Source organism: Pseudomonas sp. 2FE, from assembly GCF_005503735.1.
Classification (GTDB): domain Bacteria; phylum Pseudomonadota; class Gammaproteobacteria; order Pseudomonadales; family Pseudomonadaceae; genus Aquipseudomonas.
Genome location: NZ_SCMO01000003.1, coordinates 70,676 through 89,169 on the forward strand (window position 1 = coordinate 70,676; position 18,494 = coordinate 89,169).

Genomic DNA, 18,494 nt, shown 5'->3' on the forward strand with positions numbered 1-18,494 from the left:
GCCGGCTGCTTGGGCTGCCGCGCCGCAACAAGCCGGCCGGGCGAGCAAAGGGCGTTCAGACTTCCAGCAGAAAAGTCACCGGCCCATCGTTGATTAGATGCACCTGCATATCCGCACCGAATTGTCCGCTCGCGACCTGCGGATGCTTGTGCCGCGCCTGGGTGACCAGGTAATCGAACAAGGCTGCGCCTTGCACCGGCGATGCCGCACTGGAAAAGCTTGGGCGCAGACCACTGTTGGTGTCGGCGGCCAGGGTGAATTGCGAAACCAGCAGCAAACCGCCGCCGATATCGCTGAGCGACAGGTTCATCTTGCCTTCGGCGTCGCCGAACACCCGGTAGTTGAGCAGCTTGTGCAGCAGCTTGTCGGTACTCGCCTGGGTGTCCTGCGGCTCGACCCCGACCAGCACCAGCAGGCCCTGGTCGATGGCGCCGACGGTCTCGCCAGCCACTTCGACCCGCGCGCCGCGCACGCGTTGAATCAGCCCTTTCATGCTTCTTCGGGCGGCAGGTTGAGCAGACGGCGGGCGATCTGGTTGGCCGCGCGCACCAACGCATCGGTGATGCCCGGCTCGGAGGCCGCATGGCCGGCGTCGCGGATCATCTGCAACTCGCTGTTCGGCCAGGCCTGGTGCAGCTCCCAGGCGTTGTCCAAGGGACAGACCACGTCGTAGCGGCCATGCACGATGATACCCGGCAGATGGGCGATCTTCGGCATGTCGCGGATCAGTTGATCCGGCTCGAGGAAGGCATTGTGGATGAAGTAGTGGCACTCGATCCGGGCAATCGACAGCGCGCGCTGCGGCTCGGAGAAACGGTCGACTACCAGCGGATTGGGCCGCAGCGTCGCGGTGCGCCCCTCCCAGGTCGACCAGGCCTTGGCCGCGTGCATCTGGGCGATCTGATCCGCGCCGGTCAGGCGCTTATAGAAGGCCTGCACCAGCTCGCCGCGCTCTTCCAGCGGAATCGGCGCCAGGTAGTCCTGCCAGTAATCCGGGAACAGCCGGCTGGCGCCCTCCTGGTAGAACCAGTGAATCTCCTGCGGGCGGCAGAGGAAGATGCCGCGCAGGATCAACGCATGCACACGCTCGGGATGGGTCTGCGCGTAGGCCAGCGACAGAGTCGACCCCCAGGAGCCGCCGAACAGCACCCATTTGTCGATGCCCAGGTGCTCGCGGATGCGCTCCAGATCCGCCACCAGATGCCAGGTGCTGTTGTTCTCCAGGCTGGCGTGCGGGCTGGAACGGCCGCAACCGCGCTGATCGAAGGTGATGATGCGATACAGGTTGGGATCGAAGAAGCGTCGGCTCAGCGCGTCACAGCCCGCGCCTGGGCCACCGTGGATAAAGACTACGGGCAAACCATCCGGCGAGCCGCTCTCGTCGACGTAGAGTACATGCGGCGCCTCCACGGCCAACTCGTGGCGGGCGTGGGGCTTAATCTCCGGATACAAAGTCTGCATGGTGCGCTCCCCTGTCTTTGCCTACGGTCCCTGCTGGGCGCCGCTCTGATGCTCTGCCGGGCATCATAACCATGAAAAGGGCGTTCAGCATGTCGGCACGGATATTTAGCCTGCCCCTGTTACTGATTTTCGCCCTGTTGGCCGGCCGCGACGCTCCGCAAGCGGCGCTGGACGCTGCGGTGCAGCCACTGCAGGCCAAGCTCGAGGCGAAACAACCCGGCGCCGCCGGGCGCTCAGCGATGCCCCGGATGGGCTTCCTGGCCCCATGCCAGGTAGGTTTCCAGCAATTTGCGCAGGACCACGCGGGCATCGGCAGCGAGGTCTTCACGGAAGGCGAAGGGCTCGGCCTCGTCCATATAGATGCACTGCGCCAGCTCCAGCTGGACCGCATGGATATGGTTGTCGGGTTTGCCGTAATGGCGGGTGATATGGCCGCCCTTGAAACGCCCATTAAGCACATTGGTGTAGGCCGGCGCTGCGGCGCAGACCTGCTTGAGCCGTTGCGCCAGTTGCGGGTCGCAGCTGGCGCCGTCATGGGTCCCGAGGTTGAAGTCCGGCAGGCGGCCGTCGAACAGGTGCGGCACTCGTGAGCAGATCGAATGGGCATCGAACAGCAAGGCGTAGCCGAACTCGTCACGCAGCCGTGCCAGCTCAGCGGCCAGAGTATGGTGATAGGGCGTCCAGACCTCGGCCAGGTAGCGGGCCCGCTCTTCGCTCGACGGCACGCCCCCTTCGCGAAACAAGGGTGCGCCATCGAACAGCGTCGAGGGATAGAGCCCGGTGGTCGCGCCGGCGTACAAGGGCTGGTCGTCGGCCGGCCGATTGAGGTCGACCACATAGCGCGAATAGCCGGCCGCCAATGTGCTGGCGCCCAGTTCGGCGGCAAAGTCGTAGAGCCTGGGGATGTTCCAGTCGGTGTCCGGCAGGCTGCGCGCCTGCGCAACCAGCCCCGCCTCGACGGCCGGGGTCAGGCGGGTGCCGGCGTGCGGCATGCTGATCAGCAGCGGCACGCGACCACGGCGGAATTCGAAGGCATTGTTGATCTCAGACATCAGTAATTTCCTTGCCATGGCGAACCACGCGTTTGGACAGCTCGCCACCGAGCCAGTAGGACAGTTCCGCCGGCCGGGCGATGTCCCAGGCGACGAAGTCAGCGACCTTGCCCACCTCCAGGCTGCCGTGGCTAGCGGCCAGGCCCAGGGCCTTGGCGGCGTGCAGGGTGACGCCAGCCAATGCCTCCTCCGGGGTCATGCGAAACAGCGTGCAGGCCATGTTCAACATCAACCGCAAGGACAGCGCCGGAGAGGTTCCGGGGTTGAGGTCGCTGGCAATCGCCAAGGTAACGCCGTGTTTGCGCAGCGCCGCCATCGGCGGCAGCTGGGTCTCACGCAGGAAGTAGAACGCCCCGGGCAGCAGCACTGCCACTGTGCCGGCAGCAGCCATGGCCTGGGCGTCTGCCTCGGTCATGAATTCCAGGTGATCGGCCGACAACGCCTGATAGCGTGCCGCCAGGCTGGAGCCACCGAGGGACGACAGTTGCTCGGCATGCAGCTTGACCGGCAGGCCCAGCGCGCGGGCGGCGATAAACACCCGCTCGACCTGCGCCGGCGAGAACGCCAGGTATTCGCAGAAGGCATCGACCGCATCGACCAGCCCTTCCGCCGCCAGGGCCGGGAGCATCTCGGCGCAGATATGCGCGATATAGTCGTCGGCGCGTTCGGCGTATTCCGGCGGCAGTGCATGGGCCGCCAGGCAGGTGCTGCGCACGGTGAGCGGCACGGTCGCGCCGAGGCGGCGGATCACCCGCAGCATCTTGCGCTCGCTGGCCAGGTCGAGGCCGTAGCCGGACTTGATCTCCACGCTGGTCACGCCGTCACGCAGCAGGCTGCGCAGGCGCTGGCTCGCACTGGCCAGCAGCTCGGCCTCGCTGGCCGCACGGGTGGCGCGTACGGTGCTGGCGATGCCGCCACCGGCCGCGGCGATCTCGGCATAGCTGACGCCTTCGAGGCGCTGCTCGAATTCGCCGCTGCGGTTACCGCCGAACACCAGGTGGGTGTGGCAGTCGATCAGCCCGGGGGTGACCCAGGCGCCGCCGAGATCGACGGTCTCGGCATAGTCGCCGGCCGGCAGCTCGGCGCGCGGGCCTATCCATTCGATGCGCTCGCCGCGGGTGACCAGCGCCGCATCCTCGATGCTCGAATAACGCCCGCCGACCATGGTCGCGGCGTGGCAGTGCTGCCAGAGTTTCTTCATTGCAGGCCTCTGATTCATTGCAGCCCTCCAATGCTCGCGCCGAGCGCGGCCAGTGCGGCATCGTCGCGCAACAGCGCGGCGGCGCTGGCGATATCCGGCGCCAGCCAGCGGTCCTGGTCATAGGCCGGCACGCGTTGGCGCAGCAAGCTCCAGGCGCAATCGGTGCCGACGCCAAAACGTTGGCCCTTGAGGAACTCGAAGGCCTGGGCGGCCAGCAGGTACTCGATGGCGAGAATCTGCGTGCAGTTGTCCAGCACCCGGTGCAGCTTCAAGGCGGCGCCGGTGCCCAGGCTCAGGTGATCCTCCTGCAGCCCGGAGGTGACGAAGTTGTCGAGCACCGCCGGCTGGGCCAACTGCCGGTTTTCAGCGCAGAGCGCAGCCGCCACGTACTGCACGATCATCATCCCCGAGTTGACGCCCGGCTGGCTGACCAGAAACGCCGGCAAGCCACTGACCAGCGGATTGATCAGGCGATCCAGGCGGCGCTCGGCGATGCCGCCGAGTTCAGCCACGGCAATCGCCAGCAGGTCGGCCGCCATCGCTACCGATTCGCCATGGGGGTTGGCCTGCGAGACGACCCGGTAGTCGTCCGGAGTCCCCAGCACCATCGGGTTGTCGGTGACCGAGTTGAGTTCGGTCTCGATCTGCAGCGCGGCATGGGCCAGTTGATCGCGGCAGGCGCCATGCACCTGCGGAATCGAGCGGATGCTCAAGGCGTCCTGAGTGCGGATGCCGCGGCTGCTGGCCACCACTTCGCTGCCTTCGAGCAGGGCGCGCAGGTTGCCGCCGACCCGTTGCATGCCCGGGTGCGGTTTCAGCGCGATGATCTCCGCGTCATAGGCGGCGATCTGCCCACGCAGGGCCTCGAAACTCATGGCGCCGATCACGTCGGCCCACTGTGTCAGGCGGGTCGCGTCGGCCAGGGCCAGGCAGCTCAAGCCGGTCATGCACGGCGTGCCATTGACCAGGCAGAGCCCATCCTTGGCACCCAGTTGCAGCGGTTCCAGCCCCTCGGCCGCCAGCGCCTGACTGGCCGGCACGATCTGGCCGCGATAGCTCACCTCACCGACGCCGAGCAGGCAGATGCCGACGTGCGCCATGTGCGTCAGGTAGCCCACCGAGCCCTGCGACGGTACGCGCGGGGTGATGCCGCGGTTGAGCAGGGCCAGCAGTGCTTCGACCACCCGCCGCTGCAAGCCGGACTTGCCGTGGCTGTAGTTGGTGATCGCGGCGCAGATGATCGCGCGGGTCTGTTCGTTCGCCAGCGGCGCACCCACGCCGCAGGCATGGCTGAGCAGGGTATTGCGCGACAACTGGCTGAGCTGCTCGCCCTGCAAGACGACGTTGCACAGCGCACCCAGCCCGGTGTTGATCCCGTAGGCGCGCTCACCACTGGCGACGATGCGCTCGACGATGCCACGGGCGTTGTCGATCCGTGCCCAGGCCGCAGGCGACAGCTCGAGCTGGGCACCGTAGCGGGCCACCGCGACCACGTCCTGCCAGCGCCACGGGCCATTGCCCAGGACGACTTTTTCAACAGACGCCATCTAGCGCTCCTTTAGATTGTGGCCACGCGACGCTGGACGAAACGATCGACGTACTCGTCGGCGGGCTGGTAGAGGATTTCTTTCGGGGTACCGACCTGGATCAGCCGGCCGTCCTTGAGGATGGCGATGCGGTTGCCGATGCGCACGGCTTCGTCGAGGTCGTGGGTGATGAAGACGATGGTCTTGTGCAGAGCCTTCTGCAGTTCGAGCAACTGGTCTTGCATCTCCGCGCGGATCAACGGATCGAGGGCGCTGAAGGCTTCGTCCATGAGGATGATGTCGGTGTCCGCCGCCAATGCGCGGGCCAGGCCAACCCGCTGGCGCATGCCGCCGGAGAGCTGGTGCGGGTAGGATTTTTCATAGCCCTTGAGGCCGACGGTGTTGATCCAGTGCAGCGCCCGCTCGGCGCAATGCGCCTTGCTCTCGCCGCGGACCTTGAGGCCATAGGCCACGTTATCCAGCACGCTCTTGTGCGGCAGCAGGCCGAAGCTCTGGAACACCATGCTGATCTTGCGTCGGCGGAAGTTGCGCAGTGCCTCCATGTCGTAGCGCAGGATGTCCTCGCCATCGACCAGGATTTCACCGCTGGTCGGATCGATCAGGCGGTTGAAGTGGCGCACCAGGGTCGACTTGCCCGAACCGGACAGGCCCATGATGACGAAGATTTCGCCGGCGCCGATGCTCAGCGACAGATCGTTGACCCCGACCACGCAGTCGGTCTCGGCGAGCACCTGATCCTTGCTCTTGCCTTGCTGGATCATCGCCAGCGCGGCATCCGAGCGGGCGCCGAAGATCTTGAAGACGTTCTTGACGACGATCTTGCTCATTTGCTCACCTCGTGCCGCGAACGGCCGTAGGCCTGGGTGATGCGGTCGATGACCACGGCCAGGATGACGATGGCCAGACCGGCTTCGAGGCCGCGTCCGACGTTGAGGGTCTGGATGCCGATCAGTACATCCTCGCCAAGGCCACGGGCGCCGATCATCGAGGCGATCACCACCATCGACAGGGCCATCATGGTGGTCTGGTTGATACCGGCCATGATGCTCGGCATCGCCAGCGGCAGCTGCACGCCGAACAGTTGTTGCCAGCGGTTGGCACCAAAGGCGTTGACCGCTTCCATCACCTCGCGGTCGACCTGGCGGATGCCCAGGTCGGTCAGGCGGATCAGCGGCGGCGCGGCATAGATCACAGTGGCGAAAATCGCCGGAACCTTGCCCAGGCCGAACAGCATCAGCACCGGGATCAGGTACACGAAGCTGGGCATGGTTTGCATGATGTCCAGGAGCGGCATCAACACCGCTCGCAAGCGGTTGCTGCGGGCGGAAAGAATCCCCAGCGGAATGCCGATCAGGACCGAGATCAGGGTCGCCACCAGCATCAGCGCCAGGGTCTGCATCAATTTGTCCCAGAGCCCCACGGCGCCGACCAGGAACAGCAGGCCGACGATCACCAGGGTCGGCAGCGCACGCCGCGTGGCGTGCCAGGCGATACCGGCGACAATCGCCAGCATCAGCCACCAGGGAGTAGCGCGGAGCAGGCCTTCGAGGTTGACGATGGCCCACAGCAGGGTGTCGGAAATCTGCCGGAACACATCGCCGTAATTGGTCACCAGATCATCGACCCAGCCATTGACCCAGTCGGCGATGGAGAAAGTGAAGCGTTCGGGGAACATAGGTTGCTCTCGGTTAAATGGCTCACGCTGTTACGTCCCTTCTCCCTCCGGGAGAAGGTGGCCCGAAGGGTCGGATGAGGGATACGGCGAGCTTATGTCGGCTCGCTGTTTCCCTCACCCCACCCCTCTCCCGGAGGGAGAGGGTGCTAGAGCGCGGCGTCGATCTTCTTCGCCGCATCCTCGCTGACCCAGGCGTGCCAGACTTCCGGGTGCTCCTTGAGGAAGACCTTGGCCAACTTGGGCGAATCGATGCGCTCCTTGGCCATCCGTGCCAGGTTCTGGTTCAGCAGGTCGATCGGCAGGTTGACCTTCTCCAGTACCGCAACCAGTTCCGGCGCCTGCTCATGGAAGACCTTGGACAGGCCGACCTTGATGGTGATGCGCTTGTCGACGCCGGGCTTCTCTTCCAGCTTGACCAGATCGACCTGACCCATCAGCGGCGTCGGCGACCAGTAATAGAACAGGATAGGCTCGCCGCGCTTGTAGCTCGACAGTACGGCGGCATCCAGTGCCGGGCCGGTGCCAGGACGGAAGTTGGTGAACTTGTCTTCCAGGTCGTAGCTTTTCAGCATCGCGCTGTTGTCCAGCTCGCAGGTCCAGCCGGCCGGGCAATTGTAGAAGCGGCCTTTACCCGGCTCTTCCGGGTCACTGAATACTTCGCGGTACTGAGCCAGGTCGGTAATCGCCTTGAGGTTTGGCGCCTTGGCTTCGAGCTTGCGCTTGGCATCGCCTTCGACCACATAACGCGGCACGTACCAGCCTTCGGCCGCGCCGACTATCGGCGAACCGACACCGACGACCTTGCCGGCAGCCGCGGCCTTGTTCCAGACCTCGCTACGCCCCACCCACTCCTCGGCGAACACTTGAATGTCGTTGCTGCTCAAGGCGTTCTCCATGGTGATCGAGTTACCCGGCAGGCTGTCGGTTTCACAACCGTAGCCATTCTTGAGAACGATCTGCAGCACGTCGGTGAGCAGCATGCCGCTCTCCCAGTTGAGCCCGGCGAATTTCACCGATTTACCCGACTCGCACCAACCAGCGGCTTGGCTCGAAGCGCTACCAGCCAGCAGGCCGAGGGAGAGCAGCGAGGTCAGCAGGGTCTTCTTGTATTTCATTATCGGACGCTCCTAAACAGTGAACAGGGTTGTGGTAGTGCAAGTGGCCGCGTACGGCAATTGGGTCACGCCGGGAGTCAGGCTTCCCGGCTTAGGCGCCTGTTTAGAGGCTCGGCAACAGCTGGGCCGGCACTAGCCCGTTCAGGCAGCGCGACACCAGCAGTTGGCTGGCCGCCTCGATATCCGGGGCGAAGAAGCGGTCCTGCTCGTAGTGGGACACCCGCTCGCGCAGCGCCTGCCGCGCCTGCTCCAGCTTCGGCGAGGTCTTGCGGCCTTCGCGGAAGTCCAGCCCCTGGCAGGCGCCGAGCCACTCCACGGCGAGAATGCCGCGCACGTTGTCGGCCATCTCCCACAGGCGTTTGCCGGCAGCCGGCGCCATCGACACATGGTCTTCCTGGTTGGCCGAGGTCGGCAGGCTGTCGACGCTGTGCGGATGGGCCAGCGCCTTGTTCTCGCTGGCCAGGGCGGCGGCGGTGACCTGGGCGATCATGAAGCCGGAGTTGACGCCGCCATTGGCCACCAGGAACGGCGGCAGTTGCGACATGTGTTTGTCCATCATCAGCGAGATGCGCCGCTCGCTCAGCGAGCCGATCTCGGCGATGGCCAGCGCCAGGTTGTCGGCGGCCATGGCCACCGGCTCGGCGTGGAAGTTGCCGCCGGAGATCACATCGCCCTCGGCGGCGAACACCAGCGGGTTGTCGGACACCGCGTTGGCCTCGACGCTCAAGACTTCGGCGACCTGACGGATCTGGGTCAGGCAGGCGCCCATCACCTGCGGCTGGCAGCGCAGGGAATAGGGGTCCTGCACCTTGTCGCAGTCCGCGTGGGACTGGGAGATCTCGCTGCTCGCGGTGAGCAGATCGCGGTAGGCCGCGGCGGCATCGATCTGCCCGCGCTGGCCGCGTGCCGCGTGGATGCGCGGATCGAAGGGCGCCCGCGAACCGAGCATGGCTTCGACGCTGAGGCCGCCACAGACGGTCGCGGCGGCGAACAGGTCTTCGGCCGCGAACAGGCCGCGCAGGGTGTAGGCGGTGGAGACCTGGGTGCCATTGAGCAGCGCCAGGCCCTCCTTGGCCGCCAGGGTCAGCGGCTCGAGCCCGGCCTTGGCCAGCGCCTCGGTGGCCGGCAGCCATTCGCCGCGATAACGCGCCTGGCCCTCGCCGAGCAGCACCAGCGACATATGCGCCAGCGGTGCCAGGTCGCCGGAGGCACCGACCGAGCCCTTGAGCGGGATACGCGGGTAGACCTCGGCGTTGATCATCGCGATCAGCGCATCGATCACCACCCGGCGAATCCCGGAGAAGCCGCGGGCCAGGCTGTTGACCTTGAGCACCATGACCAGGCGCACCAGCGCATCGTCGATCGGCTGACCGACACCGGCGGCATGGGACAGCACCAGGGAACGCTGCAGATTTTCCAGGTCCTCGGTGGCGATGCGGGTCTGCGCCAGCAGGCCGAAACCGGTGTTGATGCCGTAAGCCGTGCGACCTTCGGCCAGGATCTGCTCGACACAGGCCACGCTCCGCTCGATGGCGTCCGCGGCGCTGTCATCCAAGCGGATCTGCACCGGGCCCTGATGGATAAGGCGCAGTTGGGCCAGAGTCAGTTGGCCGGGCAATAGGTTCAGCGTGTTCATGTTTAGGCTCCTTTAACCGAGTTGATCATCGGCAGGTTGAGGCCCTGCTCGCGGGCGCAGTCGATGGCTATTGGGTAACCGGCATCGGCATGGCGCATCACCCCGGTGCCTGGGTCGTTGGTCAGCACGCGGGCGATGCGCGCGGCGGCCTCATCCGTGCCGTCGGCGACTATGACCATCCCCGAATGCTGGGAGAAGCCCATGCCGACGCCGCCACCGTGATGCAGCGAGACCCAGGTGGCGCCGCTGGCGGTGTTCAGCAGGGCGTTCAGCAGCGGCCAGTCGGAGACCGCATCGGAACCGTCGCGCATGGCCTCGGTCTCGCGGTTGGGGCTGGCCACCGAGCCGGAGTCGAGGTGGTCGCGGCCGATCACGATCGGTGCGGACAACTCGCCGCTGCGCACCATCTCGTTGAAGGCCAGGCCGAGCTTGGCGCGCAGGCCCAGGCCGACCCAGCAGATGCGCGCCGGCAGGCCCTGGAAGCTGATGCGCTCGCGGGCCATGTCCAACCAGCGGTGCAGGTGCTCGTCGTCGGCGATCAGTTCCTTGACCTTGGCGTCGGTCTTGTAGATGTCCTGCGGGTCGCCGGACAAGGCGGCCCAGCGGAACGGGCCGATGCCGCGGCAGAACAGCGGACGGATATAGGCCGGAACGAAGCCGGGGAAGTCGAAGGCATTGGCGACGCCTTCGTCCTTGGCCATCTGGCGGATGTTGTTGCCGTAGTCGAAGGTCGGCACGCCCATCTGCTGGAACGCCAGCATGGCTTCGACGTGCACCGCCATGGACTGCTTGGCGGCCTTGACCACCGCGGCCGGCTGCAACTGCGCCTTGGCGCGGTACTCGTCCCAGCTCCAGCCCTTGGGCAGGTAGCCGTTGAGCGGATCGTGGGCGCTGGTCTGGTCGGTGACCAGATCCGGGCGCACGCCACGACGGACCAGTTCCGGGAGAACTTCGGCGGCGTTGCCGCACAGGGCGATGGAGATCGCCTGGCCTGCGGCGCAGTACTTGGCGATGCGCGCCAGGGCGTCGTCGAGGTCGTTGGCCTGCTCATCGACGTAGCGGGTCTTCAGGCGGAAATCGATGCGGCTCTGCTGGCACTCGATGTTCAGCGAGCAGGCCCCGGCCAGGGTGGCCGCTAGCGGCTGGGCGCCGCCCATACCACCGAGGCCGGCGGTCAGCACCCAGCGGCCCTTGAGGCTGCCGGCGTAATGTTGGCGGCCGGCTTCGACGAAGGTTTCATAGGTGCCCTGAACGATGCCCTGGCTGCCGATGTAGATCCAGCTGCCGGCGGTCATCTGGCCGTACATGGCCAGGCCCTTGGCATCCAGTTCGTTGAAGTGTTCCCAGGTCGCCCAGTGCGGCACCAGGTTGGAGTTGGCGATCAACACCCGCGGTGCATTGCTGTGGGTCTTGAACACGCCGACCGGCTTGCCCGACTGCACCAGCAGGGTCTCGTCGTCATTCAGTTCCTTGAGGCTCGCGACTATCTGGTCGTAGCACTCCCAATCGCGCGCGGCGCGGCCGATGCCGCCGTATACCACCAGCTCCTTGGGGTTCTCCGCCACTTCCGGGTCGAGGTTGTTCATCAGCATGCGCAGCGGCGCTTCGGTCAGCCAGCTCTTGGTGTTCAGCTGGGTGCCGCGCGGGGCACGGATTTCGACGTCGCGGTATTTGGTGTGGGTGGTCACGGCAAACTCCTTGGGAAGGTTTGGACTGAGGGCGCGGACGTTATGGCGCCAGAGACAGGCAAGCCTGCGCAGCGCCCTGCAACGCCCGAGCGGGGCTTGGGGCGATCACGGCAAGCAGTTCTTTACTCATGGTGCCCTCCGGCTGGTGAGAGGTTTCCCGCGGAAACACTCGCACATATCTTTACTTGTACATACAAGAGAATGCAAGCGAGAGGCCAAAATTCTTCAAATCTCTTAAGTCGCACTCGCCAAAAACAATAAAGTCGATATATATCAATGATATAAATTTACTTAAGCACTTCCAGTGCAACCGTTTGCGCGCAGCGCTCGCGGCCCAAAAACGCACAGTCATGCAGCAGCCCGCTCGCAATTGAGGCAGAAAGTAACGCCTCTCGCCGCCGCGGCAGCGCAAAACGGAGCAAACCCGCAGCATGGTTTGGGCGTTACCGGCGAGGAATACGCAGGGGCCTGCGGGCCAGCCAGCGACAGACCCTGCGGCCCAAGGCTGGTGCCGCGCGCGGTAACCGGCGGTAACAACGGGCAGCTTGCGCGGCCGCAAGCGCCGCAGTTGAGCGCCGTCGTCGGGTTACTTCACGGCGGCATCGATACGCGCGGCAACGTCCTTCGGCACCCACTGCGACCACAGCTCACGGTGTTCGCGGAAGAACGCCGCGCGCACCACCGCAACATCCGTGTGCTGCTCCGCCATCTTGGCGAGGATGCCGTTGAACAATGGCAGGGGAATCTCCACCCGCTGGAACAGCTCGATCAACTGCGGCGCCTGGTCGTGCAAGGCGCGCGAGACGCCGATGCTGATCTTCGCCGGGAGCGAGCGCGAGCCGATCGGGTTCGGGTTACTCGGGTCGACCAGGGTTGCCCAGGCCTGCTCACTGAACGGCGGCTCTTCCAGCTGAATCAGTGGGTAGCGGCCCATCAGCGGAGTCGGCGACCAGTAGTAGAACAGCACCGGCTGGTGACGGCGGATCGCCGAGCTGATCGCGGCATCCAGCGCCGCGCCAGCGCCGGTGCGGAAGTTGGTGTAGTGGTCCAGCAGGCCATAGGCCTTGAGCTTCTGGCTGTTGACGATCTCGCAGGTCCAGCCGCTCGGGCAGTTGTAGAAGCGGCCTTTACTCGGCTCTTCCGGGTCGCTGAACAGCTGCTTGTAGCGTGGCAGATCGGCGACCGACCTTAGTCCCGGCGCCAGCGGCTTGAGCCCATGCAGCGGATCGCCCTTGATCACATAGGCGGGCACCCACCAGCCTTCGGTAGCCCCCTTGACCGTCTCGCCCACCGCGAAGACTTCCCCGGCCGCTTCCGCATCGCGCCAGATCGGGCTGCGCCCGGCCCACTGCTCGCCGGTGACCTGGATGTCGTTCTGCCGCAGGGCGTTTTCCATGGTCACCGTGTTGCCCGGCAGGGCATCGGTCTGGCAGCCATAGCCCTTCTCCAGCACGAAGCGCAGCACCTCGGTGGTGAACATGCCGCTTTCCCAGTTGAGGCCAGCGAACACCACGGGTTGCGGATACGGGCAGGTGACGGGTGCGGCACCGGCACCCTGCGCGAGCAGCGCGCCGGACAGCGCCAGCGCGGCAAGATTCAGACGATGAAGTGACATGCGGACCTCCAAGCCAACGAGCATTGGCATCGAGAAAGACTAGTCCGCAAATCTGCGCAGGCATTAGAAAGTTAAGGCTCCTCACGGATTAGCGGGGGGCATGACGGCTTAACACCGCCCCGGAATTCCGTGAAGAACCCGAGTTAAGGCTTACTCCTAGCCACACCTTCAGCGGCGCGGCTGCAGCTCGATCAACGCGCAGGCGCCGGCCACTTCGGCCTGCAGGCGCAACTCGCTCAACAGCGGCTTATCACGCTCCAGCACCAGGCAGTCGAAACGATTCAACTCGGCCACGTGCTCGCCCTCGACCTGAACCCGCAACCCGTCCAGCGCACTGAACAGCAACACAACAGAAGCCGAGCTGAACAGCTGCAGTGCCTGTGGCACCGGCTGCAACCACTGCAGGCGAGCGGAGTAACGCGAGGGGGCGTAGATCAGGTTGAAATCGCGGATAGGCCCATCGAGCAAGCGGCACTCGACCCGACTGTCACCGGAGAAAGCAAAAGCATCCAGCGCCAGCAAGGGCCGCGACAGCTGGCCATCGACCGTCAACTGCATGCCGGCACCCTCGAGCACCGTGATGATGCGCTGGTAGCCGTTGAATGCAGAGAACCCGTCGGACTCGCCGACATCGGCGATCGACAGGCGCCAGCCGAAGCCCTCCAGGCCTTCGCCGGCATCGCGGGCAATTTCCAGGGTGCTGCCGGCGCCATTCTTCCAGGGCATGCGCGGGTAATCGGCGGCGCGCAGGATGCGTAACTGAGTCATGAACTGAAACGTCCCTCCAGGCGATGGCGCGAGCCCGGATAAAGCAGGCGCGCGTTGGTGACCGTGTTGCGTCCCGACCACGTGCGTCGACGGATCAACAAGCACGGCTCGCCGCGCTCGATCTGCAGCAGCTTGCACTCGCTGGCATCGGCCAGGATCGCCTCGACCACATGCTCGCCCTCGCTCAGCGGCGCGACCTGGGACAGGTAGGCATAGGGCGTCTGCAGGGTGAAGTTCTGCTTGAGATAATCCGGCGCCACCGCCGCGTTGACGTAACGATCCTCGATCTGCACCGGCACATCATTCTCGTAATGCACGATGATCGAATGGAAAACCCGCTGGCCTTCACGAACATCCAACGCCAGCGCACGCTCGGAACCGGCCTGCTCTTCCTGCAGGCTGACCACCACGCAGTGATGGCGATGACCGCGCGCGGCGATCTCATCGGCGATGTTATGCACCTCGAACAAGGCCGACTGACCCTTGGGTTCGGCAACGAAGGTACCGACCCCCTGCATACGCACCAGCAGACCTTCGGCGGTCAGCTCACGCAGCGCGCGGTTGATGGTCATGCGGCTGAAGCCGAGCTGGCTGACCAGTTCGCTTTCCGAGGGTACGCGGTGATGCGGCGGCCAGGCGCCGGTCTGGATCTGGCCGCTGATCATCTGTTTGACGCGTGCATAGAGCGGCGCGGGGACATCCCCCAACTGCGAGGCCAGCGAAGCGATCTCGGTGTGCGAGGTGGACACGGGGTTCTCCTGGTCATGGCGACGGCGCCGATAAAACACTGCAGTGGTCCAGCGTTGAAGAGGGACATTAAAGAGTCCCGCCAGCGGCATATCAGGCTGTGTGAAAACGTAGCGAGCAAAGGTTAGACAAGGCAAAAACAGGCGAAAAAGCGCAGTTTACGAGTTGTAAATGAGCATTTTTAGCCTGTTTTTAACGCCGTATAACCGAGCGCAGTAGTTCTCACGCAGCCTGATGTCGCGGATTCGACAACACTGGACACGTCCAGTCTGCCAAGAGTTTACGACGCCGCCAAACATCTGTATATGTATATACAAATAATTCAACACCCGCGAGGACCCGGATCATGCCTGTTTTTTTCGCTGAACGTGCGCTGTTGCCACAGGGCTGGGCACGCGACGTGCGCTTCGAAGTCTCGGCCAGCGGGCAGCTCGAACGGGTCAGCAGCAACGCCAGCAGCGCGGGTGCCGAACGCCTGAACGGCCCGGTGCTGCCGGGCATGCCCAACCTGCACTCGCACGCATTCCAGCGCGCCATGGCCGGGCTGGCCGAGGTGGCGGGCAACCCGAACGACAGCTTCTGGACCTGGCGCGAGCTGATGTACCGCCTGGTCGGCCAGCTCGACCCCGAGCAGATCGAAGTCATCGCCCGCCAGCTGTATATCGAGATGCTCAAGGCCGGCTACACCAGCGTTGCCGAGTTCCACTACGTGCATCACGATAGCGCCGGCCGCCCCTACAGCGACCCGGCGGAACTGGCGCTACGCATCAGCCAGGCCGCGGCGGAGGCGGGTATCGGCCTGTGCCTGCTGCCGGTGCTGTATTCCCACGCCGGCTTCGGCGGGCAGCCGCCGAGCGAAGGGCAACGACGCTTTATCCACAGCACCGACAGCTACCTGGCCCTGCAACAACGCCTGCGCCCGCTGCTGGCACAACGGCCGGCGCAGCGACTGGGCCTGTGTTTCCACTCACTGCGCGCGGTCACCCCCGAACAGATTGTCGCGGTGCTGGCCGCAGACGACAGCGATTGCCCGATCCATATCCACATTGCCGAGCAGCAGAAGGAAGTCGAGGACTGCCTGGCCTGGAGCGGCCGCCGACCTTTGCAGTGGCTGTATGAGCATGCGCCGGTGGATCGACGCTGGTGCCTGGTGCATGCGACCCACGCCAGCGCCGACGAGGTCGGCCGCATGGCGCAAAGCGGCGCCGTGGCCGGGCTGTGCCTGACCACCGAGGCCAACCTGGGCGATGGCATCTTCCCGGCCGTGGATTACCTCGCCCAGGGCGGGCGCCTGGGTATCGGCTCGGACAGCCATGTTTCGGTCAGCGTGGCCGAAGAGTTGCGCTGGCTCGAATACGGCCAGCGCCTGCGCGATCAGAAGCGCAACCGCCTGTACCGCAGCGACCAGCCGATGATCGGCCGCACCCTGTACGACGCCGCCCTCGCCGGTGGCGCCCAGGCGCTGGGTCAGCCGATCGGCGCACTCGAAGTCGGCAAACGCGCCGACCTGCTGGTACTGGATGGCAACGATCCGTATATCGCCACAGCCGAGGCAGACGCGATCCTCAACCGCTGGCTGTTCGCCGGCGGCGACCGGCAGATACGCGATGTCATGGTTGGCGGCCGCTGGGTGATCCGCGAAGGCCGGCACGCCGCCCAGGAGCAGACCGGCAGAGCCTTCGCCCAGGTGTTGCGCCAGCTATTGGGTTGAGAGCGGCACGCGCTTCTGTGCGGGGGCTTTAGCCGCGACGGCCTTGTACGGCCCGAGAGGCCAATCGCGGATAAATCCGCTCCTACAAGCGGCGTGTCCGGTCTGGAAAATCGCTGCGGAGCAGGGCTTGTGTAGGAGCGGATTTATCCGCGAAGCGCCGCCGAAGACGGCTCCGCCCCCGAGGAAAGCACAGCGTTCGTGGGCAGGGTCTTAGCCGCGACCGCGGGGTTGGCTGGAGGGTCCCATCGCGGAGCAATCCACCTTACTTCAGCCCTTGCCCGGAAAACATCAGCACCTTGTCGCCGGCGTATTGAATGCTGATAAAGCTCTTCTGATCGCCCCAGGTGCAGCTGGAGAAACCCAGTGCGCCGGAGCAATCGGTCGGGGCTCCGAGCAGGCTTTCCACTTCGGCCTTGGTCATGCCGGTTTTGATCTTCGAGTAGTTTTCCTGATTGATCTTGCTGCACGCAGCTAACAGCACGCAGAACGACAACAGGGCGAAGCGACGCAGGGACATGAAGCGACTCCTAGACGGGACATTGGCGGCAAGCTTGGCACAGCGAACCGCGGGTTGCCCGGTTGGACGTCAGAAGCGCGAGCCCGGTTCCCGCAGGAATGCAACTTCCTCGGCGGTGGAAACCCGGCCGAGGATGCTGTTGCGATGGGGAAAACGGCCGAAGCGGGCGATCACCCGCCGATGCCGCTCGGCGTAATCCAGGTAACCGGCGAAGAGTGCGTCCTCCGAGGCGGCCGCGCCGGCGCGCAACGCGGCAAACCGCGCCAGCGCCTGGGTCTGGCTGGGCAGGTCTTCGGCATGTTCGAGCACCAGGTAGATAAAGACCTGTTGGATCGGCGTTAACGCGGCCTCCCAGCCATGTGCCAAGCCTTCGCGAACCAATTGCTGCGCACGGTGATCGCCGGCAAAGGCCTGCGGCCTGTCGCGATGGATCATCCGCGGCAGCTGATCCAGCAGCAGGATCAGCGCCAACCAGCCCGCGGGCTCGGCCAGCCAGTCCGCCAGACCGCCGCTCAGCGCCTGCTCCACCTGCTCGGCGAAGCGCTCACGCGCCTGGTCATCCTGACTGTCCTGCTTGCCGAACCAGAGCCCGGTGCGCGCGGCAGCCACCTCGGCGGCCGTAGTGGCCGAACCGAACCACCAGTCCAGCAACGGCTGCCAAGGCGCGCCCATGGCTTACTCCTGGTGGTAGGCGGTAACCCGTTCGACTTCCTCTTTCGAACCGAGGAACACCGCGACCCGCTGGTGCAGGGAGGTCGGTTGGATATCGAGAATCCGCTGCGAACCATTGGTCGCCGCACCGCCCGCCTGCTCGACGATGAACGACATCGGGTTGGCTTCGTACATCAGGCGCAGCTTGCCCGGCTTCTCCGGCTCGCGGGAATCGCGCGGGTACATGAACAGCCCACCACGGGTGAGAATACGGTGTACGTCAGCCACCATCGCGGCGACCCAGCGCATGTTGTAATCCTTGCCCAGCGGCCCGGTCTTGCCGGCCAGCAATTCGCCGACATAGCGGCTCACCGGCGCCTCCCAGTGGCGCTGGTTGGACATGTTGATGGCGAATTCCTTGGTCTGCTCCGGCACGCGAATGTTGTCGTGGGTCAGCACGAAGCTACCCAGCTCGCGGTCCAGGGTGAAGCCTTTGACGCCGTCGCCCAGGGTCAGCATCAGCATGGTCTGCGGGCCGTAGATCGCGTAACCGGCAGCGACCTGCTGGGTACCCGGCTGGAGGAACGCCTCTTCGCCGAGGTCGCCGTCGTCGCCATTGCGCTCCGGGCAACGCAGCACCGAGAAAATGGTGCCGACCGAGACGTTCACGTCGATGTTCGAGGAGCCGTCCAGCGGGTCGAACACCAGCAGGTAAGCCCCTTTCGGGTACTTGCCGGGGATCTGGTAGGCGTTATCCATTTCCTCGGAAGCCATGCCGGCCAGGTGACCGCCCCATTCGTTGGCTTCCAGCAGGATTTCGTTGGAGAGGACGTCGAGCTTCTTTTGCACCTCGCCCTGCACGTTCTCGGTTTCCATGCTGCCGAGCACGCCGCCCAGCGCGCCTTTGGAAACCGCATAGCTAATTTCCTTGCACGCGCGCGCCACCACTTCGATAAGGAAACGCAGATCGGCCGGGGTATTATTGCAACGGGTCTGCTCGATCAGATAGCGGCTCAGGGTAACGCGGGACATGGACAGGCTCCGGAGGATGGAAAAACTCGCGCGCAGTTTAACCTGTAACCCGGGTCGGCGCCTCCCGGCACCGACAAC

The 18,494-nt window shown here is 65.1% G+C and carries 17 protein-coding genes; 1 reads left to right on the plus strand and 16 read right to left on the minus strand.

From position 1 onward, the window contains the following. Positions 1-55: 55 nt before the first annotated feature. From dtd to hutC, 13 genes are all read right to left on the minus strand, one after another. Positions 56-493: a D-aminoacyl-tRNA deacylase gene (gene dtd / locus FFS12_RS07690; RefSeq protein ID WP_137886307.1), complete on the minus strand. Its 438-nt coding sequence runs from the start codon at positions 491-493 to the stop codon at positions 56-58. Beyond that, entirely contained in the window at positions 490-1,461 is a 972-nt protein-coding gene (gene pip / locus FFS12_RS07695) for a prolyl aminopeptidase (RefSeq protein WP_137886308.1), read from the minus strand. The genes dtd and pip overlap by 4 nt, the downstream gene beginning before the upstream one ends. 233 nt (positions 1,462-1,694) lie before the next feature. Beyond that, positions 1,695-2,513: an N-formylglutamate deformylase gene (hutG, locus tag FFS12_RS07700; protein WP_137886309.1), complete on the minus strand. Its 819-nt coding sequence runs from the start codon at positions 2,511-2,513 to the stop codon at positions 1,695-1,697. Further along, positions 2,506-3,714 carry an imidazolonepropionase gene (gene hutI, locus FFS12_RS07705; RefSeq protein ID WP_137886310.1) on the minus strand — a complete coding sequence of 403 codons (1,209 nt, stop codon included), beginning with the start codon at positions 3,712-3,714 and terminating at the stop codon, positions 2,506-2,508. The genes hutG and hutI overlap by 8 nt, the downstream gene beginning before the upstream one ends. A gap of 14 nt (positions 3,715-3,728) precedes the next feature. Continuing rightward, positions 3,729-5,261 (minus strand): histidine ammonia-lyase, encoded by a 1,533-nt coding sequence (gene hutH, locus FFS12_RS07710; protein ID WP_137886311.1) that lies wholly within the window; start codon positions 5,259-5,261, stop codon positions 3,729-3,731. Between the two features lie 11 nt (positions 5,262-5,272). Further along, a complete protein-coding gene (locus FFS12_RS07715; protein ID WP_137886312.1) occupies positions 5,273-6,088 on the minus strand; it encodes a glycine betaine/L-proline ABC transporter ATP-binding protein in 816 nt (271 codons plus the stop codon). Beyond that, positions 6,085-6,936: a proline/glycine betaine ABC transporter permease gene (locus tag FFS12_RS07720; protein WP_137886313.1), complete on the minus strand. Its 852-nt coding sequence runs from the start codon at positions 6,934-6,936 to the stop codon at positions 6,085-6,087. The genes FFS12_RS07715 and FFS12_RS07720 overlap by 4 nt, the downstream gene beginning before the upstream one ends. A gap of 146 nt (positions 6,937-7,082) precedes the next feature. Further along, a complete protein-coding gene (locus FFS12_RS07725) occupies positions 7,083-8,051 on the minus strand; it encodes an ABC transporter substrate-binding protein (protein WP_137886314.1) in 969 nt (322 codons plus the stop codon). A 103-nt stretch (positions 8,052-8,154) separates the two neighbouring features. Next, positions 8,155-9,687, minus strand: coding sequence for a histidine ammonia-lyase (hutH, locus tag FFS12_RS07730; protein ID WP_137886315.1), 1,533 nt, complete (start codon positions 9,685-9,687; stop codon positions 8,155-8,157). A 2-nt stretch (positions 9,688-9,689) separates the two neighbouring features. Then, positions 9,690-11,375 carry a urocanate hydratase gene (gene hutU / locus FFS12_RS07735; RefSeq protein WP_137886316.1) on the minus strand — a complete coding sequence of 562 codons (1,686 nt, stop codon included), beginning with the start codon at positions 11,373-11,375 and terminating at the stop codon, positions 9,690-9,692. A 586-nt stretch (positions 11,376-11,961) separates the two neighbouring features. After that, entirely contained in the window at positions 11,962-12,990 is a 1,029-nt protein-coding gene (locus FFS12_RS07740) for an ABC transporter substrate-binding protein (protein ID WP_137886317.1), read from the minus strand. A gap of 168 nt (positions 12,991-13,158) precedes the next feature. Continuing rightward, entirely contained in the window at positions 13,159-13,758 is a 600-nt protein-coding gene (locus FFS12_RS07745; RefSeq protein WP_137886318.1) for a HutD family protein, read from the minus strand. Then, positions 13,755-14,507 carry a histidine utilization repressor gene (gene hutC, locus FFS12_RS07750; RefSeq protein ID WP_137886319.1) on the minus strand — a complete coding sequence of 251 codons (753 nt, stop codon included), beginning with the start codon at positions 14,505-14,507 and terminating at the stop codon, positions 13,755-13,757. Before hutC ends, FFS12_RS07745 begins: the two co-directional genes overlap by 4 nt. A gap of 344 nt (positions 14,508-14,851) precedes the next feature. Here hutC and FFS12_RS07755 point away from each other — a divergent pair, with 344 nt between their 5' ends. Continuing rightward, a complete protein-coding gene (locus FFS12_RS07755; protein WP_137886320.1) occupies positions 14,852-16,216 on the plus strand; it encodes a formimidoylglutamate deiminase in 1,365 nt (454 codons plus the stop codon). 262 nt (positions 16,217-16,478) lie between these two features. Here FFS12_RS07755 and bamE read toward each other — a convergent pair whose 3' ends face one another. From bamE to FFS12_RS07770, 3 genes are all read right to left on the minus strand, one after another. Continuing rightward, positions 16,479-16,733 (minus strand): outer membrane protein assembly factor BamE, encoded by a 255-nt coding sequence (bamE, locus tag FFS12_RS07760; protein ID WP_137886321.1) that lies wholly within the window; start codon positions 16,731-16,733, stop codon positions 16,479-16,481. 69 nt (positions 16,734-16,802) lie between these two features. Continuing rightward, on the minus strand, positions 16,803-17,405 hold the full coding sequence (locus tag FFS12_RS07765) for a DUF924 family protein (protein ID WP_137886322.1): 603 nt from the start codon (positions 17,403-17,405) through the stop codon (positions 16,803-16,805). A 3-nt stretch (positions 17,406-17,408) separates the two neighbouring features. Next, positions 17,409-18,416, minus strand: coding sequence for a class 1 fructose-bisphosphatase (locus FFS12_RS07770; RefSeq protein ID WP_137886323.1), 1,008 nt, complete (start codon positions 18,414-18,416; stop codon positions 17,409-17,411). Positions 18,417-18,494: the final 78 nt, after the last annotated feature.